The organism is Alsobacter sp. P4_H11 (assembly GCF_056400925.1).
The window spans coordinates 35,786-57,556 of sequence record NZ_JBFUKI010000004.1 but is presented as its reverse complement, the minus strand read 5'-3'; the positions used below and the strand labels follow the sequence as shown (position 1 = coordinate 57,556).

23 protein-coding genes are annotated in these 21,771 nt (G+C 68.4%); 10 read left to right on the top strand and 13 right to left on the bottom strand.

The genetic code is table 11. The features are described from left to right. Positions 1 to 316: 316 nt before the first annotated feature. Genes AC1DSZ_RS08055 through AC1DSZ_RS08045 form a run of 3 tightly spaced genes read right to left on the bottom strand, consistent with a single transcriptional unit; the run spans position 317 to position 3,219 of the window. Positions 317 to 1,231: a LysR family transcriptional regulator gene (locus AC1DSZ_RS08055; protein WP_188519281.1), complete on the bottom strand. Its 915-nt coding sequence runs from the start codon at positions 1,229 to 1,231 to the stop codon at positions 317 to 319. Next, complete coding sequence (gene trxB, locus AC1DSZ_RS08050; protein WP_476837868.1) at positions 1,231 to 2,193, bottom strand: thioredoxin-disulfide reductase; 963 nt, start codon at positions 2,191 to 2,193, stop codon at positions 1,231 to 1,233. The genes AC1DSZ_RS08055 and trxB overlap by 1 nt, the downstream gene beginning before the upstream one ends. A 39-nt stretch (positions 2,194 to 2,232) precedes the next feature. Further along, positions 2,233 to 3,219: a mitochondrial fission ELM1 family protein gene (locus tag AC1DSZ_RS08045; protein ID WP_476837867.1), complete on the bottom strand. Its 987-nt coding sequence runs from the start codon at positions 3,217 to 3,219 to the stop codon at positions 2,233 to 2,235. Positions 3,220 to 3,327: 108 nt separating this feature from the next. Here AC1DSZ_RS08045 and AC1DSZ_RS08040 point away from each other — a divergent pair, with 108 nt between their 5' ends. From AC1DSZ_RS08040 to AC1DSZ_RS08020, 5 genes are all read left to right on the top strand, one after another. Continuing rightward, positions 3,328 to 3,789, top strand: a complete 462-nt coding sequence (locus tag AC1DSZ_RS08040; protein WP_476837866.1) for an Lrp/AsnC family transcriptional regulator — start codon at positions 3,328 to 3,330, stop codon at positions 3,787 to 3,789. Positions 3,790 to 3,899: 110 nt separating this feature from the next. After that, entirely contained in the window at positions 3,900 to 4,991 is a 1,092-nt protein-coding gene (locus tag AC1DSZ_RS08035; RefSeq protein ID WP_476837865.1) for an ABC transporter substrate-binding protein, read from the top strand. Positions 4,992 to 5,264: 273 nt separating this feature from the next. Then, entirely contained in the window at positions 5,265 to 6,938 is a 1,674-nt protein-coding gene (locus tag AC1DSZ_RS08030) for an ABC transporter permease (RefSeq protein WP_476837864.1), read from the top strand. Next, positions 6,931 to 7,992 (top strand): ABC transporter ATP-binding protein, encoded by a 1,062-nt coding sequence (locus AC1DSZ_RS08025; protein WP_476837863.1) that lies wholly within the window; start codon positions 6,931 to 6,933, stop codon positions 7,990 to 7,992. The genes AC1DSZ_RS08030 and AC1DSZ_RS08025 overlap by 8 nt, the downstream gene beginning before the upstream one ends. A gap of 139 nt (positions 7,993 to 8,131) precedes the next feature. Continuing rightward, positions 8,132 to 9,898: a M14 family metallopeptidase gene (locus AC1DSZ_RS08020; protein WP_476837862.1), complete on the top strand. Its 1,767-nt coding sequence runs from the start codon at positions 8,132 to 8,134 to the stop codon at positions 9,896 to 9,898. Here AC1DSZ_RS08020 and AC1DSZ_RS08015 read toward each other — a convergent pair whose 3' ends face one another. Both AC1DSZ_RS08015 and AC1DSZ_RS08010 read right to left on the bottom strand, forming a co-directional pair. Further along, the gene (locus AC1DSZ_RS08015; RefSeq protein ID WP_476837861.1) at positions 9,899 to 10,153 is read right to left on the bottom strand and encodes a hypothetical protein; all 255 of its coding nucleotides are present in this window, start codon (positions 10,151 to 10,153) and stop codon (positions 9,899 to 9,901) included. A 75-nt stretch (positions 10,154 to 10,228) separates the two neighbouring features. Beyond that, the gene (locus AC1DSZ_RS08010) at positions 10,229 to 10,822 is read right to left on the bottom strand and encodes a hypothetical protein (RefSeq protein WP_476837860.1); all 594 of its coding nucleotides are present in this window, start codon (positions 10,820 to 10,822) and stop codon (positions 10,229 to 10,231) included. Positions 10,823 to 10,913: 91 nt separating this feature from the next. Between AC1DSZ_RS08010 and AC1DSZ_RS08005 the strand changes: the two genes are divergently transcribed. Both AC1DSZ_RS08005 and AC1DSZ_RS08000 read left to right on the top strand, forming a co-directional pair. Further along, the gene (locus tag AC1DSZ_RS08005; RefSeq protein ID WP_476837859.1) at positions 10,914 to 11,123 is read left to right on the top strand and encodes a hypothetical protein; all 210 of its coding nucleotides are present in this window, start codon (positions 10,914 to 10,916) and stop codon (positions 11,121 to 11,123) included. Between the two features lie 119 nt (positions 11,124 to 11,242). After that, entirely contained in the window at positions 11,243 to 11,695 is a 453-nt protein-coding gene (locus AC1DSZ_RS08000) for a BLUF domain-containing protein (RefSeq protein WP_476837858.1), read from the top strand. A 6-nt stretch (positions 11,696 to 11,701) separates the two neighbouring features. Here AC1DSZ_RS08000 and flbD read toward each other — a convergent pair whose 3' ends face one another. From flbD to AC1DSZ_RS07965, 7 genes are all read right to left on the bottom strand, one after another. Then, positions 11,702 to 13,063, bottom strand: a complete 1,362-nt coding sequence (flbD, locus tag AC1DSZ_RS07995; protein WP_476837857.1) for a sigma-54-dependent transcriptional regulator FlbD — start codon at positions 13,061 to 13,063, stop codon at positions 11,702 to 11,704. An 11-nt stretch (positions 13,064 to 13,074) separates the two neighbouring features. Continuing rightward, on the bottom strand, positions 13,075 to 13,422 hold the full coding sequence (fliN, locus tag AC1DSZ_RS07990) for a flagellar motor switch protein FliN (protein WP_476837856.1): 348 nt from the start codon (positions 13,420 to 13,422) through the stop codon (positions 13,075 to 13,077). 15 nt (positions 13,423 to 13,437) lie between these two features. After that, positions 13,438 to 14,055 (bottom strand): FliH/SctL family protein, encoded by a 618-nt coding sequence (locus AC1DSZ_RS07985; RefSeq protein WP_476837855.1) that lies wholly within the window; start codon positions 14,053 to 14,055, stop codon positions 13,438 to 13,440. 37 nt (positions 14,056 to 14,092) lie between these two features. Further along, positions 14,093 to 15,742: a flagellar basal-body MS-ring/collar protein FliF gene (fliF, locus tag AC1DSZ_RS07980; protein WP_476837854.1), complete on the bottom strand. Its 1,650-nt coding sequence runs from the start codon at positions 15,740 to 15,742 to the stop codon at positions 14,093 to 14,095. Between the two features lie 164 nt (positions 15,743 to 15,906). Further along, positions 15,907 to 16,182, bottom strand: coding sequence for a CtrA inhibitor SciP (sciP, locus tag AC1DSZ_RS07975; RefSeq protein WP_188519295.1), 276 nt, complete (start codon positions 16,180 to 16,182; stop codon positions 15,907 to 15,909). Between the two features lie 111 nt (positions 16,183 to 16,293). Next, positions 16,294 to 16,965, bottom strand: coding sequence for a flagellar hook assembly protein FlgD (locus AC1DSZ_RS07970; protein WP_476837853.1), 672 nt, complete (start codon positions 16,963 to 16,965; stop codon positions 16,294 to 16,296). Positions 16,966 to 16,982: 17 nt separating this feature from the next. Next, a complete protein-coding gene (locus AC1DSZ_RS07965; RefSeq protein ID WP_476837852.1) occupies positions 16,983 to 18,167 on the bottom strand; it encodes a flagellar hook-length control protein FliK in 1,185 nt (394 codons plus the stop codon). Between the two features lie 726 nt (positions 18,168 to 18,893). Between AC1DSZ_RS07965 and mnmA the strand changes: the two genes are divergently transcribed. From mnmA to spdA, 3 genes are read left to right on the top strand one after another with little or no spacing between them, the layout of a single operon-like run. Further along, positions 18,894 to 20,075, top strand: coding sequence for a tRNA 2-thiouridine(34) synthase MnmA (gene mnmA, locus AC1DSZ_RS07960; protein WP_476837851.1), 1,182 nt, complete (start codon positions 18,894 to 18,896; stop codon positions 20,073 to 20,075). Position 20,076: 1 nt separating this feature from the next. Continuing rightward, positions 20,077 to 20,721 (top strand): class I SAM-dependent methyltransferase, encoded by a 645-nt coding sequence (locus tag AC1DSZ_RS07955; RefSeq protein WP_476837850.1) that lies wholly within the window; start codon positions 20,077 to 20,079, stop codon positions 20,719 to 20,721. Then, on the top strand, positions 20,718 to 21,521 hold the full coding sequence (gene spdA / locus AC1DSZ_RS07950) for a 2', 3'cyclic nucleotide phosphodiesterase SpdA (protein ID WP_476837849.1): 804 nt from the start codon (positions 20,718 to 20,720) through the stop codon (positions 21,519 to 21,521). Before AC1DSZ_RS07955 ends, spdA begins: the two co-directional genes overlap by 4 nt. On the opposite strand, the gene AC1DSZ_RS07945 is transcribed toward spdA, so the two are convergent. Continuing rightward, a complete protein-coding gene (locus tag AC1DSZ_RS07945; protein ID WP_476837848.1) occupies positions 21,518 to 21,754 on the bottom strand; it encodes a hypothetical protein in 237 nt (78 codons plus the stop codon). The two genes, spdA and AC1DSZ_RS07945, sit on opposite strands and share 4 nt — an antisense overlap. Positions 21,755 to 21,771 lie beyond the last annotated feature (17 nt).

Here is a 21,771-nt window from a genome sequence, read left to right as displayed (position 1 = left end):
CGAGCCTCCATGGGACAAGGTCGCCCCCGACGAAGCAGCGCCTCGCCGTCATTGCGAGCGAGAGCGAAGCAATCCAGTCTAACAGCCGGACCTTCAGGCTGGATTGCTTCGCCTCCGGCTCGCAATGATGGCGAGGCGTGGCTTTGAATCGCGAAGAAGGTTGGAAGTGCTCTTCCGAACAGAAGAACTCCCGTCATTGCGAGCGAGAGCGAAGCAATCCAGCCTAATGCCGGGCCTTCAGGCTGGATTGCTTCGCCTCCGGCTCGCAATGACGGCGAGGCGCTGATTGGTTCGCGGAAATCGAAAGAAGCGGCCCTCAATACGTCCAGCGCTGCGCCTTGCTGACCAGGAAGTCGCGGAAGACCTGAACGCGGGCAACGTTCTTCATCTCCTCCGGATAGACCAGGTAGCTGTCGAGCGCCGGCATGTCGTCGCCGGTGAGCACCTGGACGAGGCCCGACTCGGGCTCGATCAGGTAGTCCGGCAACACCGCGATGCCGATGCCCTTTTCGCAGGCGCGCTTCAGCGCCGTGATGTTGTTGACTGTGAGCGCAGCCTGGCGCGGATGCTTCGCGTCGCGCCCCACGGTGGTCAGCCAGTGCACGTCCTGAAGGTAGGAAGGCGTCTCGCCCCCATAGGTGAGGATTCGGTGCTCCTCGAGGTCGGTCACGTCCTTGGGCTGCCCGCGTCCCTTGATGTAGTCCTGCGACGCGTAGGCGTGGAAGTGGACCGTGAACAGGCGACGCTGGATGAGATCGCCCTGCACGGGCTGCCGCAGCCGGATCGCGACGTCGGCCTCGCGCATGGAAAGGTCGAGCTCGTCGTCCGTCAGCAGCACCTGCAGCTTGACCTCGGGGTAGAGGTCCAGGAATTCGCCGAGGCGCGGCGTCAACCAGTTGGCGCCGAGCCCCAGCGTGGTGGTGACGCGCAGGTCGCCATTGGGCTTTTCGCGGCTGTCGGTGAGACGCGCGCGGGTCGCCTCCAGCTTCAGCATCATCTCCTTGGCGGTGCGAAACAGCTGCTCGCCCTGCTCGGTGAGGATGAGGCCGCGCGCATGCCGGTGAAACAGCGGCACCGCGAGGTCGCGCTCCAGCGCGCCGACCTGCCGGCTCACGGCCGACTGGCTGAGGCCCAGCGCGTCGCCCGCATGCGTGAAGCTGCCGGCGTCGGCGGCCGTGTAGAAGATCCGGACCTTGTCCCAATCCAGCGAATTATTCAGCGAAAAGGGCATCACTCCGCCGCCTCTCTGTCCAGGAGGACACCGGCGAGGAATTTTTCCGCCTCGAGCGCCGCCATGCACCCGAGGCCTGCGGCCGTGACGGCCTGTCTGTAGGTTTCGTCCGTGACGTCGCCGGCCGCGAACACGCCGTCGATGTTGGTGGTCGTGCGGCCGGGCGTGGTGTGGATGTAGCCCGAGGGGCGCATCTCGACCTGCCCGGTAAAGAGCTCCGTCGCCGGCTTGTGGCCGATCGCCACGAACACGCCGTCGGTGGGCACGTCCTGCAGGGCGCCGGTCTTCACGTTCTTGAGCCGCACATGCGTGACGCCGGGCGGGGTCGTGGTTCCGCAGATCTCGTCGATCACGCTGTCCCACACTACCTTGACGTTGCCCTGCTGGAACAGCCGCTGCTGCAGGATCCGCTCGGCCCTGAAGCCGTCGCGCCGGTGCACCACCGTGACGCTCTTGGCGATGTTGGCGAGGTAGAGCGCCTCCTCGACGGCCGTGTTGCCGCCGCCGACCACAACCACGTCCTTGTTGCGGAAGAAGAACCCGTCGCAGGTGGCGCAGGCCGAAACGCCGTAGCCCTTGAAGGCTTCCTCGGAGGGCAGGCCCAGCCACTGCGCCTGAGCGCCCGTCGCGATGATCAGCGCGTCGCAGGTGTAGACCTGGCCGCCGTCGCCCGTGAGGCGGAAGGGGCGGGCGTTGAGCTCGGCCTTGACGATGTAGTCCGACACCAGCGTCGTGCCGACATGCTCGGCCTGCTTGCGCATCTGCTCCATCAGCCAGGGCCCCTGGATGGGGTCGGCGAAGCCCGGATAGTTCTCCACATCCGTGGTGATCATCAGCTGGCCGCCTTCCTGGAGGCCGGAGATCAGCACCGGCTCCAGCATGGCGCGCGCGGCGTAGATCGCGGCCGTATAGCCGGCGGGGCCCGAGCCGAGGATGATGAGCTTGGAATGCAGAGCGGACATGTGGCGTCTCATCGAGCGGGGAGCGACGCTCAGATCGATTTAGGCGGGGGTGCTCCGATGCCGCGCGAACGCGGAGGCGATCGCCGAGGCGATTTCCGGAGTGCTATCTAATGCCGGGTATGCATAGCTTTCAAGCCGCCCTTGAAAGGAACGCACAGCTCCGAGGGCCTTTAGCGCAATAATTTGACCTGAGACGCGGCTGGCCGACCCCGGCCTGCGCTCGGACGGCTCGAAGACCAGCACTGGCCTGCCGGTCGCGCAGGCCTCGCCGACCATGTTGGTGGAGTCGGCCGTCGCCACAACGGCGTCCGCCAGCCCCAGCATGGGCACGTAGGGGTTGTCGCCCTCGCCGTCCCAGAAGAACCCGCCCTTGCTGCGCACTATGCTCTTCACCCCCTCGCGCAACGCCCCCGGCGTGCGCCGTGAGGCGGTCGCCATCAGCCCCGCTCCGGTCTGCGCCAGCGCGGCGACCTGGGCGGTGAGCCGGACGATGTCCTCGCCGCTGAACCGGTGCCCCCGGCTGTCGCCGCCGAGCAGCAGCGCCACGCGCGGCCGCGGCAGATCGGCGAGGCGCGGGTCCGGCTTGGCGCGCGCGGCCGCGATCCGCTCCGCCGTGATCCTGTGCGGCGACGTCACGGTGGCGAGCACGTTGGGCCCGCGCAGACGGTCATGCGCCGGGACCCAGATGAAATCCGCCGCGCCCCGGCCCGTGCGCGGATCCTTCAGGAACACCGTGAACGTCTTGCCGCCGGACGCCCGCTTCACCGCCGCGAGCGCCGGAACCGCGCGCCTGCCGCTCGCGATGGCGATGTCCGGCAACGGCCCCGCCAGCGGCCCGCCCTCGCGCCCCGGCGCTTCTCGGGGGTCGACGGGCCCCCACGGCGCCAGCCACGCCCAGGGCGCCCGCGGCGCGACGTGGCGCAGCTCGGGCGACAGGCCGAGCGCCTCGGCGACGCCCAGGCACTGGCCCTCGTCGCCGGCCTTGCCGTCCGTGATGATCCAGCAGGTGGTCGCGGGTGGAAGCATGGAGGGCGAGTCGCACGGAAAAGCCCGCCCGGCAAGGCCCCGCCCTTCCCCACCGCCCGGTTCACGTCTAAACAGAAGCCCGATTTTGCGCCGCAGCGGAAACCGCCCTTGCCCACACGCCTCGACGACATCGACCTCAAAATCCTCCGCGAGCTGCAGGCCGATGGGCGCATGACCAATGTCGAGCTCGCCAAGCGCGTCGGCATGTCCGCTCCACCCTGCCTTAGGCGCGTGCGGGCGCTGGAGGAAGCCGGGATCATCAAGGGCTATCGCGCGCTCGTGGACGAGAAGACGCTCGGCTTCGAGATCGTGTTCTTCGCCTTCGTGCATCTCTCCAGCCAGGCCGAGGGCGACCTCGCCGGCTTCCAGGCGCGAATCCGCGACTGGCCGGCCGTGCGCGAATGCTGGACGCTCTCGGGCGACATCGACTTCATGCTGAAATGCGTCGCCCCGGACCTGCGCGCCTTCCAGGCGCTGGTGGCCGAGCTCACCGCCCTCGCCAATGTCCGCACCATCCGCACCGCCGTGGCGCTGGACAACGTCAAGGACGAGGCCATCGCGCCGATCTGACGATCACGCCGACCTCGCGAGGGCCTGACAGGTTCACGACAGGTTCACGCGCTAATCCTTGCCGTAACGGGACAGCGATCCCGGAAACGGAAACCCAAGGAGATATCGCGATGAAGCTCGCCCTCCCGCTCGCCTCTGGCCTTGCGCTTGTGATGACCGCCGGCCTCGCGGCCGCCCAGGTCCCGGCCGGCTACCCGGCCGACTACGCCCAGACCATCGAAGCCGCCAAGAAGGAAGGCAAGGTCGTGGTGTACGGCACCACCGACGCCGCCGCCGCCAACTTCCTGGTGAAGGACTTCGAGGCGCTCTACGGCATCAAGGTCGAGTACAACGACCTCAACTCCACCGAGCTCTACAACCGCTTCATCGCCGAGGCCGCCGCCGGCCAGGGCACCGCGGACGTGACCTGGTCCTCCGCGCAGGACCTCCAGATCAAGCTCGCCAACGACGGCTACGCGGCGACCTACAAGACGCCGGAAGGCGCCGCCATCCCGTCCTGGGCCAACTACAAGGACACCGCCTACGGGGTGACCTACGAGCCCGTCGCGATCGTCTACAACAAGCGCCTGGTTCCGGAAGGCGACGTGCCGAAGACGCACGCGGACCTGCTGAAGCTGCTGCAGACCAAGACCGACGCCTACAAGGGCAAGGTCACGGCCTATGACCCCGAGCGTTCTGGCGTCGGCTACCTGTTCTTCACGCAGGATGACCTCGCCTTCAAGCAGGCCTGGGACCTGTTCAAGGCCATGGGCAAGGCCGAGATGAAGCTCTACACGTCCGCCGGCGCGATGATCGAGCGCGTCACCTCGGGCGAGCACACCATCGGCTACGGCGTGTTCGGCTCCTACGCGCTGTCGCGCTCCAAGAAGGACGCGAATATCGGCATCGTCCTGCCGAAGGACTACACGCTGATCGCCTCGCGCGTCGCGTTCCTGTCCAACAAGGCCAAGAACCCGAACGCCGGCAAGCTCTTCCTCGACTACATGCTGTCGAAGCGCGGCCAGACGATCATCGCCAACCAGGCCGAGCTCTACTCGCTGCGCGACGACGTGCAGGGCGAAGCGACGGTCGCGAAGGTCAAGGAGCAGGTTGGCGACGCCATCCGGCCGATCAAGATCGACGCGGATCTTTCGGCCAACCTCGACACCATCAAGCGGCTGAAGTTCATCAAGCAGTGGCAGGCCGCCATGAAGGGCAACTGAGCCTCGCCGGATAGCGATCGCTCACTAGCCGAACCCAACACACCCGAACCCTCATCCTGAGGAACATCGCCCCTTGGCGATGTGTCTCGAAGGACGAGGGACTCCAGCGCGCACAACGACCCAGCGCACTGGACCCCCTCGTCCTTCGAGACGCAGGCCCAAACGGGCCTGCTCCTCAGGATGAGGGGCGTTGTTTGCCCAATCGAAACAGATCCAGACGCAGGCCCTCCCGGCCTACGTCCTCTCCCCTCCGGCCGCGCCGGGAGACCCGCCATGCTGCGTTTCGCGACATTCCGCTTCGCCGTGCTGGCCATCATGGCGTCCGCCGTGATCGCGCCGATCGGCCTCATCATCTACCAAAGCTTCCTGGACGGTCCTTTCTTCACCCCCAACGTGAAGTGGACCCTGGAAGCCTACCAGTTCGTGATCGAGGACGACGAGTTCTGGGACGCGCTGCGCACCTCCATCATCGTGGCCAGCGGCATGACAGCCATCGCGGTGCCGCTGGGCGTCATCCTGGCCTTCCTGCTGGCCCGCACGGACGTTCCCGGCAAGTGGATCCTGGAGCCGCTGGTGCTGGTGCCGATCTTCATGTCGGCCGTGGTGCTGGCCTTCGGCTATGTGGTGGCGCTCGGCCCGGTGGGCATCTTCTCCACCTTCGTGAAGGGCATGATCGGCACCGTGCCGTGGAGCATCTACTCGGTCACGGCGATCACCATCATCGCCGGCCTCACGCACGTGCCGCACGTCTACCTCTACACGTCGGCGGCCCTGCAGAACCTTGGCGCCGACCTCGAGGAGGCCGCCCGCACCACCGGCGCCTCACCGCTGCGCGTCGCCGTCACCGTCAGCCTGCCGATGGTGACCCCGGCCGTGCTCTACGCGGCCGTGCTGATCTTCTTCCTGGGCTTCGAGCTCTTCGGCCTGCCGCTCGTGCTGGGCGATCCCAAGGGCGTGCTGGTGCTGGCCACCTACCTCTACAAGCTCACCAACAAGCTCGGCGTGCCGTCCTACCAGCTCATGGCCGTGGTGGTGGTCGCCATCATCCTGATCGCGATCCCGCTCGTGTACCTGCAGCGCCTTTTGCTGTCGCAGAGCAACAAATACGTTTCCGTGCGCGGCAAGGCCGCCAAGCGCGCGCCGCTGCGGCTCGGCGGCCTGCGCTGGCCGGCCTTCGGGCTCATCATCCTGTGGTTCGTCGTGACCGTCGGCATCCCGGTGTTCGGCATCCTGCTGCGGTCCTTCGTGACCACCTGGGGCGAAGGCGTGCGGCTCTCGGAAGTGCTGACGCTGTCGCACTATCGCGACCTCGTCGACTATCCCAACGCCATGCACGCCATCGTCAACACCATCCTGATCGGCGTGATCGGCGGGGGCCTCGCGGTCGCCTGCTACACGGCCGTGTCGCTCGCCATGCATCGCTGGCGCTCGGGCTGGACCCGGATCGCCGACTACCTGGTGATGATCCCGCGCGCGATGCCGGGGCTCGTGGCCGGCCTCGCGATGCTTTGGCTGTTCCTGTTCCTGCCGCCGCTGCAGCCGCTGCGCGCCACGCTGTTCTCGGTCTGGCTGGCCTACACCATCGTGTGGCTCGCCTACGGGACGCGCCTGGTGGCCGGCACCATGCTGCAGATCGGTCCCGAACTGGAGGAAGCCGGGCGCTCCGTTGGCGCCACGGCCGGGCGCGTCGCCCGCGACGTCACGGTGCCGCTGGCGCGCTCCGGCATGATCGCCGCCTGGGTGCTCATCTTCCTGATCTTTGCCCGCGAATACTCCACCGGCATCTACCTGCTCGGCCCCGGCACGGAAGTGATCGGCTCGCTCATGGTGTCCCTGTGGGGCACCGGCGCGATCGACCTCGTCTCGGCCCTCGCGGTCATCAACATCGTGATCATCTCGGTGGGCCTCGGCCTCGCCCTGCGTCTGGGAGTGCGCCTCCATGGCTGACCTCGTCATCGACAACATCAAGCTGAGCTACGGCTCCGTCGACATCCTGAAGGGCGTCTCGATGACGCTCGAAAAGGGCCAGATCGTCGCCCTGCTTGGCCCCTCGGGCTCCGGCAAGACAACGCTGCTGCGCTGCGTCGCCGGCCTCGAGGAGCCCTATGCGGGCCGTATCGTGATCGCCGGCAAGACGCTGTTCGACGGCGCCAAGGGCATCAATCTCCCGCCGGAGGAGCGCGGCCTCGGCCTCGTGTTCCAGTCCTACGCGTTGTGGCCACACAAGACGGTGTTCGACAACGTCGCCTATCCGCTCAAGCTGCGCGGCGTCTCGGGCGCGGACGTGAAGACCCGCGTCGCCAAGGCGCTGGAAAGCATCGGCATCGGCCATCTCGGCGCGCGCTTCCCGCACCAGCTCTCGGGCGGCCAGCAGCAGCGCGTGGCGCTCGCCCGCGCGTTGGTCTACGAGCCGCCCGTGATCCTGCTGGACGAGCCGCTCTCCAACCTCGACGCCAAGCTGCGCGAGGAAGCCCGCGTCTGGCTGCGCCAGCTCATCAGCGAGCTCGGCCTGTCGGCGCTCTGCGTCACGCATGATCAGGTCGAGGCCATGGCGATGGCGGACCGCATCCTCCTGCTCAACGGCGGCGTCGTGGAGCAGCAGGGCACGCCGGAGGAGATGTACGGCCGGCCGGCCACGCTCTTCGCGGCCGAGTTCATGGGCGCCAACAACCGCCTTCCCGGCAAGGCCGTGAGCGTATCGGGCGACGCCGCCACGCTGGTGGTGGGCGACACCCGTCTTGACGGCCTGCCCTGCGGGCCCGTGCAGGAGGGCGACAGCGCGCTCGGCATCGTGCGCCTCGAGCAGGTGCGCGTGGCCGACGGCCCCGGACCCAACCGGCTGCGCATGACGCTGACGGCCGAGATGTATCTCGGCGAGCGCTACGAACTCCTGTTCAAGCGCGACGACGTGACGGTGCGGATCTTCTCGCCCACCCGCATCGCGGGCGGCGAGCATTGGCTGGAGTTCCCGCGTAGCGCGTTCTGGGTCTGCAAAGCCTGACGCCGACGCGAGCGCCCGGACCGCGAGCCTCCCGGCTCGCCTCTTCCGGCGCCAAGCATGCGAGCCGGAGGCTCGCGGTCCAGTATTGACGAGTTTGCACTCTTCCCCGCCCCGGCTAGCCTGGGCGTGGAGGAAATCCATGGCGGTTCTGCTCGATCTCGAAATCCCGCGCACGCTCGACCTCCTGGTCGAGCGCCTGTCCGCGCCCGCCCTGAAGGGCGCTGACGTGGAGGCGTGGGTGTTCGAGGGCGCGGACCGTCGCGCCGCCGCCGAGCGCGCACTGTCGGCGCAAGGCGTGTCGGCGCGCATCAGAAGCGCCTACAAGCCGCTGTTGGACGACCTGCTGCCGGACATCAAGGCTGGCGAACTCCAGGCCGTAACGCTCCGCTATCCGGTCTGCTCCGGCGCGTCCGAGCGGCGCTTCCTCACGGAGGCCTATCCGCTTGCGGCCCTGCTGCCCGAGGGCGGCTTCACGGCGCAACCCGGCGCATCCACGACCTTCTACGAAGCCGACCTGCGCTTCGCCGACGGCCTCACCGAGACGCGCCGCATCTTCGCCCCGAACGCCAGTCGTCGCGACGCGCTCGGGCGCGAGACGCGCTCCCCCTGCGCGTGGCTGCGCATCGCCGGCGCCGGCGACCCCGATCTCGATTGCGACGAACCCATCCGGTCAGACCTCGCGCTTGCGTATGACGCAGCCATGGCGGCCGTGACCGGGCATGACTGGGGTAGGTCGGAGCCCTTCTTCGACCGCCTGCGCATCGAGGTCTGGATCGGCGGCGTCGAGCGGCAATTGCCGTTCATGCATGAGCGCATGAGCACACGGGAGGCGCTGCACGAGGACCTGTATTTCTCGCTGCTGGAGTGGTTCCAGCACCTGACCGGCCGCCCCGAGGGCGACCGCACCTTGCGGCCCGGCCAAATCATCCCGGACATTCGCTCTGCCGACGGGCCGACCAGGGTGCGGGTATCCGTCGAGCCCCATGAGCCAGCCGCCGCGCTGGACGCGGCGCTCCCGCCGGCCTGGGATCGCTGCGAGGCCGCTCCGCCCCTCGCGCAAGTCTACGCCAGCCTCGCCGAGATTGCGGGCGCCCCCGTCGGGGCGACGTCCCGGCAGGGCCGGGCGGTTCGCGGCGTGATCGTCGAGGGCTCGGGCCCACCCATTCTTCTCACCGGCGGCCAACACGCCAACGAGACCTCCGGCGTCGTCGGCGCGCTGCGGGCCGGGGCTGCACTCGCCAGCGCGGGCGCGGCCTTTGCGTTGATCCCGGTCGAGAACCCCGACGGCTACGCACTGCACCAGCACTTTATCGTCGAACATCCCGAGCACATGCACCACGCCGCGCGCTACACGGCGCTGGGCGACGACCTGGAATACCGCGTCGCGCCGCCGCTTTACGAGCAGGAGGCCCGCAACGCCGCGCGGACGCGGACCGGCGCTGAGCTCCACATCAACCTGCATGGCTACCCGGCGCACGAGTGGACGCGCCCGCTGAACGGCTACCTTCCACGCGGCTTCGAGAACTGGGCCCTGCCCAAGGGTTTCTTCCTGATCCTGCGCCACCATGGCGGCCTGGAGACCTACGGACGCGAATTCCTCGAGCGGTTGACCGCGCAGCTTGCCGAAGATCCCGATCTCGCCGCGCTGAACCGCGCCCAGATCGGCGCCTACGAGGCCCATGCGGGCCCGATCGGCTTCCCGGTTTTGAACGGCATAGCCTGCGCGCTGGTGGAGCGTTCGGCCCAGCCGACGCCGTTGCAGCTCATCACCGAATATCCGGACGAGACGATCCACGGCGAAGCTTTCAAGCTTGCGCACCGCGTGCAGATGAACGCCGCGCTTATCGCCCACGCGATTTTCGCCGGCGATGTCGAAGCCGGGCGCTGGCCTGTCGCAGCAGCGTGATCAGGCGCGAATATCGAGCGTACGTCCCACGACGCTGGCGCCGGCCGCAGGCTGGGCCCCATCGATTCGGCTCGCCGCCAGCGACCCTCCGAAGGTCACCGCCTCGCGGGTCTCGGACACACCGGCGTCTGCCTTGGCCTTCGCCGCCTTGGGGTCGACGTCGCCAGGCTTCGCGTTTGGATTTTCGCCGCGCTTCGCCTTGGCGATGTCCGCGCAATCAGCGCATGCGTAGCCGTTGACGATGGTGAGCGACATGCCTCGACCCCGACGCAGCGTCAACCACCGCGGATGGCGCGGCGTCCACCATGGAAGGCGAGCGTGAACGCACCCTTAGCGTCTGGCCACGCTCACGAAGCTGTGACGCCCTGCCGTGGAGGAGCCCTGCGGCGGATCGGCCGAAAGCCGCAACCGAGCCGCTGCCGGGACGTTGAGGCTGCGAACCTTGACCCCCCGGGAGGCCCCGATGGCCAGCCAATACCGCACCGTCTCGCTCCGCCGCTCAACGGCGTCCCTCATGTTGGGCTGCGCCTTGTCGGTCGCGGCCGCCATCGCGCCGGGCTTCGCGCAGAGTTCTGGCGGCGGGAGCTCGTCCGGCGGTAGTTCCTCGGGTGGGTCTTCCAGTTCAGGGTCCGCCTCGGGATCGTCCGGCGCAACGACGTCGGGATCGATCGGCGGCGCTAACCCGGCCTCGCCCAGCACCGGCGGCCTGGGTAGCGCGCCGGGTTCGCTCGCGGCTCCTCCCGGAACCGCCTTGTCGGGCCAGAACCAGCCTACCGGACCGGCCCCGATCCTCGGCGCGGGCCAACCCACGACCTCCGGCGCCACCGCGCCCAGCACGGCGCAACCGGACGCCGGCGCGAGCCGCCAGGGAAGTACGCTGTCGAACAATCCGGCCAATGTGAACAGCGGCGCGTCCGCGGCCACGAGCGGCTCCTCGGGTCAGGCCCCCACGGCCCAGCGCGGTCCGGGAGTCGCCGGCACGGCGCCCGGAGCAGGCGAAGGGGCATGCGGCGACGTGCTCGCCAATCCGAGCAATTTCACCGCCAAAATCATAGCGGATTGCAAGGCGCGCACCGGCAAGGAGGCCGCGCCGCGCTCCGCCGACATGCGCTCGAACGGCATCAACGCCGTGGATCGTCCGTCCGAAGTCCAGAAGGCGCGCGAGGCCAAGGACAAGAACGCAGTTGGAAGCATTTGCAGCGGATGTGGCGTGACGAAGCGCTAGAAGCCTCAGGGCATATACGTAGCATTCACGTTTGGCATGCATCGATCATCTGAATCGCCACAACCACAATCTTGCGCGATGCGATCTCGCCTTGCCTTACGTGAATGGACGCCCCCCGAATGCCGCTCACGCGCCTGACCTATTACTCGACCCGGAAAATCCCTCCGCAGGAGGGCTTCCGCACGATCAAGAGCATCCTCGACGCCTCGATCCGCAACAACGCGCGCGACGGCATCACGGGTTACATGATCTTCGATGACCGCATCTTCGCGCAGATCCTGGAAGGCGAAACCGCCGTGGTGTCGCGCACCTATGACCGGATCGGCGCCGATCCGCGCCATGGCGATCTCGTGCTGCTGGAGCGCCGGCCCCAGGCCACCCGGGCTTTCCCGAACTGGGCCATGGGCGCGACGCTTTTCCTCGACGAGATGAGGGACGTCATGAGCAAGCGCGGCATGACCACGCTCGACCCGAGCAAGCTCGGGCCGGCCGGCGTGCTCGGGCTGGCGCAGGCGCTTCATGCGCGAGAGCAGGCCCGCAAGCCTGCCCAGCGGATGCCGGCGGCGCGCTAACTGAGCCTAGAGGCTGGCCACGCGAGCCTCGCCTGGCCCCGGCACGGCCACGCCGTCGGCCGTGTACTCGTTCAGCTTGTTGCGCAGCGTGCGGATGCTGATGCCGAGGATCTTGGCCGCATGGGTGCGGTTGCCGAGGCAATGGTCCAGCGTGTCGAGGATGAGCTCGCGCTCGACATCCGCCACCGTGCGGCCCACCAGCGCCCGCGCGGTCGCCTCGGCGGTCTCCAGCGCGCGCGCGGCGGGGTCGCGCGGCCCCGCCCCGAAGGCCTCGCCGTCCGGCGTCAGGATCGCGTCGACGCCGATCTCCTCGCCCACCGCCAGCAGCACCGCCCGGTGCAGGGTGTTCTCCAGCTCGCGCACGTTGCCGCGCCACGGGTTGGCCAGCAGCGCGCGTCGCGCATCAGGCGACAGCGTCCGGACGGGCACGCCGTTCACGTCGGCGTATTTGCGCACGAAGTGGCCGGCGAGCTCCAGAATGTCCTGCGAGCGCTCGCGCAGCGGGGGCACCTTCAGGTTCACGACGTTCAGGCGATAGAGCAGGTCCTCCCGGAACGTGCCCTTGCGGACCTCGTCGGCGAGGTTGCGGTTGGACGTCGCGATCACCCGAATGTCCACCGGCACCGGCTTACCGCCGCCGACGCGGTCAATCACACGCTCCTGCAGCGCGCGCAGCAGCTTGGCCTGCAGCCGCACGTCCATCTCGGAGATCTCGTCCAGCAGCAGCGTTCCGCCGCTCGCTTCCTCGAACTTGCCGATGCGCCGCGCCACCGCGCCCGTGAACGCCCCCTTCTCGTGGCCGAACAGCTCGGATTCCAGCAGCGCATCCGGGATGGCGGCGCAGTTCACCGAAATGAACGCCTTGTCCTTGCGGTTGGAGCGCCCGTGGAGGAAGCGGGCGACCACCTCCTTGCCGACGCCGCTCTCGCCCGTGATCAGGATCGAGGCCTCGGACTTTGCCACCTGCTCGGCCAGCCGCACCACGCGCGCCATCGCCTCGTCGCGGAACACGAAGGAGCGCGTGTCGCGCGACACCGCCTCCAGCACGGCCGCGATCATCTCGGGGTCGGGCGGGAGGGGGATGTACTCGCGCGCGCCCGCCTGAATCGCGGCCACGGCCGCGCGCGCGTCCGTGCCGGTGCCGCAGGCGGCCACGGGCGTGCGGATGCGCTCCAGCTCGAACGAGGTCACGAGGTCGCGCACCGAGAGCACGACGTCGATCATCACGAGGTCCGCGCCCTTGCTGCGCATCACCATGAGCGCCTGCTCGACGCTCTCGGCGTTGGTGACGCTGGCGCCGCGGTCGATGGCGATCTTCGTGGCCTGGGCCAAGGGGCCCTTCATGACGCCGACGATAAGAAGCCGCATGGTCAGATCTCCTACCGGTCGGACTTGATGATTTCGGTCATGGTCACGCCGAGGCGGTCTTCCACCAGCACGACCTCGCCGCGAGCCACGAGACGGTCATTCACGAAGATATCGATCGCCTCGCCCACGCGCCGGTCAAGCTCCAGCACCGCGCCGGGGCCGAGCCGCAGCAATTCGCCGACTTCGAGACGGGTGCGGCCGAGAACAGCGGACACGTTCACGGGCACGTCGAACACGTGCTCGAGATCCTCCGCGACCTTGCCGGTCGGATGCTCGTCCTGCGCCCCTCCCCCATCATCCGCGAAGTCGAGGTCGCCGCCCTTGAGGTTGGGGAGCGGAATGTCGTCGGGTCCCGCCATGGCGGTCGTCTCCGATCAGGACTGGTGGAAGCCTGCGCCGAGATGGCGCTGGATGGCTCCCGAGATGTTGCGTTGCAAAGCGTCGGAATCGCGGCGCATGCCGCCATCCGCCCACTCGATGACAAAATCGCCTTGCGCCATGCCGTCCTCGCCGAGCACCACAAGACGGCCGGCGAAGCCGCGCTCGATGGCCTTGCGCTCCAGCACCTCCTTGGCGCTGTCGACGCATTCCGGCGGAACGCGCACGGCCAGATGCGGTGCGCCGGCCATCTCGCGGAAGCATTCCTGCGCGGCGGCTTCCAGCGGCCCCAGCGGCTCGCGAGCCAAGAGGTCGCCGGCGAGTTTGCGGGCGAAAACGATCGCGAGCTCCGCCGCTTCCAGCTCCAGGCGCTCGGTCTGGTGTTCGAGATGGGCGATCACGGCCGCGGCGGCGCCGGCCACCTGCTCGATCGCGAGCGCCATCCGCATGGCGGCTTCCTGTTCGGCTTCGCGGCGGCCTTCGATCCGGCCCCGCTCCCAACCTTCCTGCTCGGCCTGCTGCAGCCGCTCGACATCGGCCTGGCGGCGCATGCTCTGGCTGCGCCGATCCGAACCGAAGTCGTTGTCGAAGGAAAATTTCTGGGCGTTGCTCATGAGGCTCGGTCAGCGCTGAAGGGGGATTGGGGCTGGATCACGCGGCTTCCTCGTTGATCCATTGCCGGAGGATGGTCGCGGTGCCGGCCGGGTTCTCCTTGACGATTTCGCCGATGCGCTCGACCGAGCGGGCCTGCACCTGACCCTGGACGCGCGCGATGTCGAGCATGCGGCTGGCCTCGGTCTCCTCGACGACCGGCGGCTCGCGTTTGGCCGGCCCCGCAATGGCGCCCTGCCGCACGCCATCCGGTCCGACGCCGGCCCCGGCCAGCGCCTCGACCAGCCGGGTCTGCGGCCCCAGCGGGGCGAGGATGGTGCGCACCAGCGGCCGGACCACCACGAGGGTGACGATCAGCACCAGCAACGCCAGAACGGTCAACTCGACGCCGCGCATCATGTCGTCGCGCGTGGGCGTCAGCAGGGCTATGAAGCCGGTCGGAGCGGCGGGCGTCTCGGCCAGCGGCGGCGCCTCGGCGAAGCGCAGGTTCACGACCTCGATCTGGTCGCCGCGTTTCCCGTCGAACCCGATCGAGGAGCGGACCAGGGCGGCGATGCGATCCAGCTCATCCTGCGGCCGCGGCTGATAGGTGACCTCGCCGGCGGCGGACTTCGTATACACGCCGTCCACCAGAACCGCGACGGACAGGCGCTTCACGCGGCCGCCCTCCACCACTTCGGTGCGCGTGGTGCGGGAGATCTCGTAATTGACGATTTCTTCCGACTTCTGCGACTGGTCCTTCTGCTGGCCGTTTGCGTCGGACTTCGCTCCTGGCAGCTCGTTGCCGACCGTGACCTGCCCGTCCTTGGCTTCCGTGCTCGCCTGGCTTTCGTTGCGCGTCTGGGTGGAGCGCACCACGCGGCTCTCGGGATCGAAGCTCTCGGAGGTCTGCTGGACCCGGTTGACGTCGATTTCGGCCGCGACCTGGACCCGGGTCCGGCCCTGCCCGACGATGCTGGCCACGATCTCCTCGACCTGCGTGCGCATCCGCCGCTCGTAGCTGAGCTGCTTTTCCTCGGCGGCCGCCGCGCCGGTGTTCTCGCCGCGCGCGCCGTCGGCGAGCAGCCGGCCGCGATCGTCGACGATGGAGATTCGCTCGGGCTTCATGCCGTCCACCGCGGACGCCACAAGATGGCGAATCGCCCGGACCTGGCCCGAGTCGAGTTCGCCTGAAACCTTGAGGGCGATGGAGGCGCTGGCCGGCTCTCGGTCGCGCTCGAACAGCTTGCGCTCGGGGATCACGAGATGGACCCGGGCCGATTGCACCTTGCTGAGCGACCGGATGGTGCGCGCGAGTTCGCCCTCCAGCGCTCGGAGCTGGTTCACGCCCTGCACGAAGCTCGTGGACGAGAAGGCGTCGCCCTTGTCGAAGATCTCGTAGCCCACGCTGCCGCCGGCCGGCATGCCCTTGCTGGCGAGATCCATGCGCAGGCGGGCGATATCGCTGCGCGGCACCGAAATCGCGCGGCCATCCTCGCGCAGTTCGAACTTGATGGCGCGTTGCTCGAGATCCTTGACGATCGCGCTGGAATCCTCGGGGCCGAGATCCGCATAGAGCACGCCCATGGCGGGCTGCGTCACCCGCATGATCACGAAGGCGAAGAAGCCCACGAGCGCAAGCGTAACGGCCCCCATCGCGGCGATGCGCGCAGGCCCTAGACGGTTCAGAAATTCAACGAGGCCGTTCAAGCCTTTGACCTCAACAAACACGCCCTACGGCGGATTGCCCGCCGGCTAGGCAATATTTGCCCGGCTCACGGTTATCAGTCGGTTAACGACGGAAGCTTGAGCATCGCCGGAATGCAAAAAGCGCCGGCGGAGGCCAGCGCTTTTCGAGATCGATGCGAAGACGGTCAGTGACGATATTGCTGGATTCGGGTGGTCCGAAGACCCGCAAGCCCATGCTCGTCGATGGACGCCTGCCAGGACAGGAACTCCTCCACGGTGAGGGTGTAGCGCGTACACGCTTCCTCAAGGCTGAGAAGCCCGCCGCGAACAGCGGCGACCACCTCGGCTTTGCGCCGGATCACCCAGCGTCTCGTGTTGGAGGGCGGAAGATCCGCAATCGTCAGCGGGCTTCCGTCCGGTCCGATTACGTATTTCGCCCTCGGGCGGTAGGTTTCGGTCATTTTACGCTCACACAACACAACCCGACTGACCAGTGTCTGGAAGGAAGATAGAGCCGTCTCACTTAAGATTTGCCTAAGCGCAACCTGTAGTTTTTCCACGGGTCAAGCCCTTCAAGCGGCTGTGCGGCGCAGGGTCAAAACCTTGTCGACCGCAACCGAGATGTTGCCGATCTTGAGCACCGGGGTCGTGCCCGTGAAATCGACTCCGTCCACCACGCCAGCGACCTGCGTCTTGACGTTGACGCCCGTGTTGGAGGAGTCCTGCGCGGCCACCGAGATCGTGTAGTCGCCAGCCGGTTGCTGCTGGCCGGACATGTCCTTGCCATCCCAGGTGAAGTCCTGCGCGCCGGCGCTCAAGCTGCGCGAGCCCGTGTAGACCACCTGTCCGCTGCTGTTCTTGATCGTGATGGTGGACTGCGCCGACCGCGCCGCATCCAGCGACCACGTTGCTTTGCCGTTCTTCAGCGCCGTCGTGGCGCCGTCGGCCGTGATCGTGGCCCCGAGGAACGTCGCCGCGCTGGTGGCCGTGCTCGCCTGCGTGGCCGAGAGCAGGCTGGTCAACTGCGTGTTGGTCTTGATCTGCTGTTCAACCGACGCGAACTGCACGAGCTGCTGGGTGAACTGGTTGGTGTCGAGCGGGTCGAGCGGGTTCTGGTTCTTCAGCTGCGTCGTCAGCAGCAGGAGGAACTGGTCGAAGTTGCTCGCCAGCGTGCTGCGATCCGTCGATCCCGCCGCTTTCGCCGCGCCGGTTGTGGACGAGGTGGTTGATCCCACGGTGCTCATCTGCGTCTCCGGGGTGGTCAGATCTGGATGTCGAGGCCGGTCGCACCGGTCCTGATGGACCGCAGCGCCGCCGCGAGATCGGCCGGGATGGCCTTGGGTTCAGGGGTCGGCGAACCGGGCGAGCGCCGATGCTGGTGCTGCTGCTCGCGTCCGGGCTGGTCTCGTGCGGCGTTATCGCCGCCGCTGTTGTTCAGCGAGAACTGAAGGCTGTTCTCGTTGGTCTTCAGCCCGGCCTGCTCGAAGGCGCGCTCGAGCGTCTTGGCGTCGCGCTGCAGCATCGTGAGCGCCTCGACCCGATCAGTCGAGATCTGCGCCGAGACGGAGCCGTCGTCACTGATGTCGAGCTTCACGTCGACGCGCCCGTATTCCTCGGGATGGAGCCGGATCTGGAAGCTCTGCGCGCCGGCCAGCGCCCGCATGCCGATCTCGATCGGCACGGCCGAGACCGGAACGGCCGGCGCCTGCTGCGCGGCGCGAAGGTCGGCGCCCGGTTGAGCGACGTCCTGCGGGGCGCCATGCGCCGCGGCGCGCCCTGCCGAGCCCATCTGGGCGGCATCGAACACCATGGCGTGGAATGTTTCGCCAGGCGCCGCCGCCTCGATCTTGTCAGTCCGCTTGGCCGCTTCGCGAACTGTCTCGAACGCCGCCGCATGCCCGCCATGGACAGCCGCCGTTTCGACGGGCGCGACGGGGGCCGCCGCCTGCGCAGTTCCGACCGGGGGCGCCTGAACCGCCGGATCGCGCAACGCGGCCGGCAGTCCGGCGCCGATCTGCGTCCAGGAAACGTCCGCTTGGGGCTTGGCGCCCGATGCAGCCTGGCCCGGCGCTTCGGCCGAAGCCAAAGATTGGCCGGAAGCCGGAGCGGCCGGAGCTGGCGGCGGCGTGACGCCGTCGTCCGCCGCTTCAGCGTCGGCCTCTCCCTTGGCGGTGGGCTTGGCTTCTCCCGGCGCGGCGCTGCTGGCCGCCGTTTTGCGTCCGGGTCCGCCCGAAACCATGCCGACCGTCGTGTCGGCAGCCCGCGAGCCGCCGGCGAGCTGGACCTGGTTGGTCACGGTCGGCTGCGCGACGACGACGTCCTGGGATGGTCCCGCGGCCGGAGCATCCTGGCTGGGTTCTGCCGGCGGGGATACGCCGCTATAGGCTGCAACTTCCGGCGATTGGGGAGCGGGCTGCGGCTGTTCCGAGAAAGCCGCTGGCGCCACGTCCATCTCTTTCGTCGTGGCCTTTGATGGCTCTTCCTTCTCGGCCGCGATCAGGTCGTCTTCAGCCCGCGCCTTGTCGGCGGGCGCATCACGTTCGGCACGCGCCGTGCTGTCGAGCGTGTCGGCCTTCGCCGTCCGGGACGCGCCGGGCTCCCGATCATCACGCGCGGTCGCGGGAGCATCATTGTCCGCTTGGTCCTTGCCGCGGGGAGCATCGGCCTTCTTCGGGGCCTCGCGCCTCGCATCGGCGCTGGTCGGAGTGGGCTTGTCGCGTTCGGAGGTCGCCCGGCTTTCCCTGGCCGCATCCGGCCGCCCTCGCTCAACCCGGGGCGGGACCGGAGCGTCTGCGCGTCGATCGCGCTCGTGTGGAGCCTTCGCGAGCGTGGAGCCGAAGTCATCGGCGTCAGACGCAGGGCGACGCGTCGTCGGGCTCGGCGGAGCCTGAGGCGTCTTGAAGAGCGAGGAAGTAGGCGACGAAACGGACATGCCACACGCGCTTGTTGATCCAGCTGCCCATCCTGCAAAGCGCGCGCCACCGGCGTCGCCTTGAATTCGCCAGTGTTCGCCTACACTTGAGCGTTCCGGGACGACGCGGCGGCGCGGTCATCCTTGCCGTGACGGCAGATTCTGCCGAGTTCACCCGGCAGGCTGGTTCCATGCCGCGCCTCCCTGTAGAATGAGAGCACACAGCCGGGTTCCCCCCCGGCCCTCAACGCAGGACGGCACATGCTCAACAGCCTCGATCTTCCGGGACGCCCGGAAGACACGCGGGTCGTCGTCGCCATGTCGGGCGGCGTCGATTCATCCGTCGTGGCCGCGCAGCTGAAGCGCGAGGGCTACGATGTTGTGGGCGTGACGCTGCAGCTTTACGACCACGGCGACGCCGTTCACCGCGCTGGCTCCTGCTGCGCAGGCCAGGACATCCACGACGCCCGCCGCGTCGCCGAGCGGCTCGATATTCCGCATTACGTGCTCGATTACGAAAGCCGGTTTCGTCACGAAGTGATCGACCGCTTCGTGGAGAGCTACCTCGCGGGCGAGACCCCGGTGCCTTGCATCGAGTGCAACCGCAAGATCAAGTTCCGCGACTTGCTCGACACCGCCCGCGAGCTCGGCGCGCAGGCGCTCGCCACCGGCCACTACGTGGCGAGCCAGCGCCTGCCGGACGGCCGCCGTGGCCTGTTCCGCGCCGTGGACCCGGATCGGGACCAGAGCTACTTCCTCTACGCCACCACGCCTGAGCAGCTCTCGCTGCTAAGATTCCCGCTGGGCGGCATGGAGAAGCCGCAGGTGCGCGAGCTGGCCAGGGAGTTCGGCCTCTCGGTCGCCGACAAGCACGACAGCCAGGACATCTGCTTCGTGCCGACGGGCCGCTACACGGACGTGATCGAGAAGCTGAAGCCCGAAGCCTCCGCGCCGGGCGAGATCGTGCATGTGGACGGCCGGGTGCTCGGCTCCCATGAGGGCGTGATCCGTTACACGATCGGGCAGCGCCGGGGCCTCGGCGTCGCCGCCGGCGAGCCGCTCTACGTGGTCCGGCTTGACGCCGAGCGCGCGCGCGTCGTGGTCGGCCCGCGCGAGGCGCTCGCCACGCACGCAGTGCGCCTGCGCGAGGTGAACTGGCTCGGCGACATGCCCGTGGACGCGATCCCGGCTGAAGGGCTCGAGATCGCCGTGCGGGTCCGCTCCACCCGGGCGCCGCAGGCCGCGCTGCTGCGCGCGCGCGACGGCGCGCTCGAGGTCGAGCTTTTCGTTGGCGAATACGGCGTCTCGCCCGGCCAGGCCTGCGTGTTCTATGACAGCGCCGAGCCCTGCGCCCGGGTGCTGGGCGGCGGCGTAATCAGCGCGGCCCGGCCCGACCAGGCTTTCGAGGCCGTCGACCGTCCCCTGGCCTACGCGAGCCGCTGAATTGGGTGAGCTCGACAACAAGGCGGTCGAGGCCGCCTATGCGCGCTGGGCGCCGGTCTACGATCTCGCCTTCACGGCTGTGATGGCGCCCGGCCGGCGCGCCGCCGTGGCGGCCTCCGAGCGGCCCGGCGGATTGATTCTCGACGTGGGGGTCGGCACCGGGCTCGAACTCCCGATGTGGAGCGGTCAGACCCGGATCGTCGGCGTCGACCTCTCCGAGCCCATGCTCCGCAAGGCGCAGGAGCGCGTCGGCCGTGACCGGCTCGGCAACGTGGCGGGCCTGTGCGTCATGGACGCGACCCGCCTCGCCTTCCCGGACGGCTGCTTCGACGCCGTGGTGGCCCCCTACGTGATGACGGTGGTCCCCGATCCGAAGGCCACGCTGGATGAACTCGCCCGCGTGCTGAAGCCCGGCGGCGAGATCGTGCTGGTCAACCATGTCGGCGCTGACAGGGGCCTGCGCGCCCGCGCGGAAGCCTGGCTCGGGCGCCACGGCGCGCGCCTGGGCTGGCGGCCGGAGTTCCCATTCGCGGTGATCGGCGACTGGATCGACGCCCGGCCGGACATGACGCTGGCCGAGCGCCGCGCCCTCCCACCGCTCGAGCTCTTCACGTTGACCCGGATCCGCAAGGCAGACGCCGCATGACCGCCCCGTCGAAAGTGATCGTCCTCACCGATCTGCACCTCCTCCCCGAGGGTGGCCGGATCATCGGGCTCGATCCCTTCCAGCGGGTCGCGGCAGCCATCGCGCACATCAACGCCCACCACCCGGACGCCGAGCGTGTGATCGTCACCGGCGACCTCACGCATCGGGGCGACGCGGCATCATACGAACGGGTCCGTGAGTTGCTGGGGAGACTGGTGGTCCCCTGCAGCGTTATGCTCGGCAATCACGACGATCGGGACGCGTTCTTTGCCGCTTTCCCGGATGCGCCGCGCGACCCCGACGGCTTCGCGCAGCATGTCGCGACGGTGGGCGGCTATCGCCTCGTGATGCTCGACACCGTCAAGGAGCGAAGCCCGGCCGGAACCCTGTGCGCGCGCCGGCTCGCCTGGCTCGGCGAAGCGCTGGCCGACCGCGCGCCCGCCATCGTGTTCATGCATCATCCGCCGCACCCGACCGGTTTCGCCGGAATGGACGCCATTGCGCTCGACAATGGAGACGCGTTTCACGCCCTCGCGGCCCGCGCCGGGAATGTGCGCCTGGTGGTCGCCGGCCACGTGCATCGCACGATCTCGGGCGTCCATGACGGCCTGCCCTTCGCGGTGTTCAAGAGCCCCGTTCACCAGCAGCCCATGGTGCTGAACGCGGGCGACACGTCGTTGTCTGTCGACGAGCCGGGCGCCTACGGCATTCTGCTGCTCGGCGAACGCGGCGTGACCGTGCATACGGACGACTTCGGCCTGGAGACGGCCGCCGCGACCTACTCGACGACGACCGACTAGACGACGGCTTCGGCGGACTCCGCCTGCCGAACGGACACGCTGGCATGCGCGAGCGCGTCGACGATCCGGGCCGCAAGCGCGATAAAACTATGCCTTTCGCGCTCCGAGAAGTCCGTATCGATATCGAACTGCATATCGCCCGGATAAGCGCCAAATCCCGCGAAGGCCTCTGGAATTGTATTCGCTATTACGGTTGCGACGACTTTGACGTCGTCAGGTTTGCACGCGATCATGGCCCCCCCATGTGTCG

What these genes read in the sequence shown, in the direction of transcription:
- AC1DSZ_RS08055 (WP_188519281.1), bottom strand. Translation starts at nt 1,231, where the DNA reads ATGCCCTTTTCGCTGAATAATTCGCTGGATTGGGACAAGGTCCGGATC.
- trxB (WP_476837868.1), bottom strand. Translation starts at nt 2,193, where the DNA reads ATGTCCGCTCTGCATTCCAAGCTCATCATCCTCGGCTCGGGCCCCGCC.
- AC1DSZ_RS08045 (WP_476837867.1), bottom strand. Translation starts at nt 3,219, where the DNA reads ATGCTTCCACCCGCGACCACCTGCTGGATCATCACGGACGGCAAGGCC.
- AC1DSZ_RS08035 (WP_476837865.1), top strand. Translation starts at nt 3,900, where the DNA reads ATGAAGCTCGCCCTCCCGCTCGCCTCTGGCCTTGCGCTTGTGATGACC.
- AC1DSZ_RS08030 (WP_476837864.1), top strand. Translation starts at nt 5,265, where the DNA reads ATGCTGCGTTTCGCGACATTCCGCTTCGCCGTGCTGGCCATCATGGCG.
- AC1DSZ_RS08025 (WP_476837863.1), top strand. Translation starts at nt 6,931, where the DNA reads ATGGCTGACCTCGTCATCGACAACATCAAGCTGAGCTACGGCTCCGTC.
- AC1DSZ_RS08020 (WP_476837862.1), top strand. Translation starts at nt 8,132, where the DNA reads ATGGCGGTTCTGCTCGATCTCGAAATCCCGCGCACGCTCGACCTCCTG.
- AC1DSZ_RS08015 (WP_476837861.1), bottom strand. Translation starts at nt 10,153, where the DNA reads ATGTCGCTCACCATCGTCAACGGCTACGCATGCGCTGATTGCGCGGAC.
- AC1DSZ_RS08000 (WP_476837858.1), top strand. Translation starts at nt 11,243, where the DNA reads ATGCCGCTCACGCGCCTGACCTATTACTCGACCCGGAAAATCCCTCCG.
- flbD (WP_476837857.1), bottom strand. Translation starts at nt 13,063, where the DNA reads ATGCGGCTTCTTATCGTCGGCGTCATGAAGGGCCCCTTGGCCCAGGCC.
- fliN (WP_476837856.1), bottom strand. Translation starts at nt 13,422, where the DNA reads ATGGCGGGACCCGACGACATTCCGCTCCCCAACCTCAAGGGCGGCGAC.
- AC1DSZ_RS07985 (WP_476837855.1), bottom strand. Translation starts at nt 14,055, where the DNA reads ATGAGCAACGCCCAGAAATTTTCCTTCGACAACGACTTCGGTTCGGAT.
- sciP (WP_188519295.1), bottom strand. Translation starts at nt 16,182, where the DNA reads ATGACCGAAACCTACCGCCCGAGGGCGAAATACGTAATCGGACCGGAC.
- AC1DSZ_RS07970 (WP_476837853.1), bottom strand. Translation starts at nt 16,965, where the DNA reads ATGAGCACCGTGGGATCAACCACCTCGTCCACAACCGGCGCGGCGAAA.
- mnmA (WP_476837851.1), top strand. Translation starts at nt 18,894, where the DNA reads ATGCTCAACAGCCTCGATCTTCCGGGACGCCCGGAAGACACGCGGGTC.
- spdA (WP_476837849.1), top strand. Translation starts at nt 20,718, where the DNA reads ATGACCGCCCCGTCGAAAGTGATCGTCCTCACCGATCTGCACCTCCTC.
- AC1DSZ_RS07945 (WP_476837848.1), bottom strand. Translation starts at nt 21,754, where the DNA reads ATGATCGCGTGCAAACCTGACGACGTCAAAGTCGTCGCAACCGTAATA.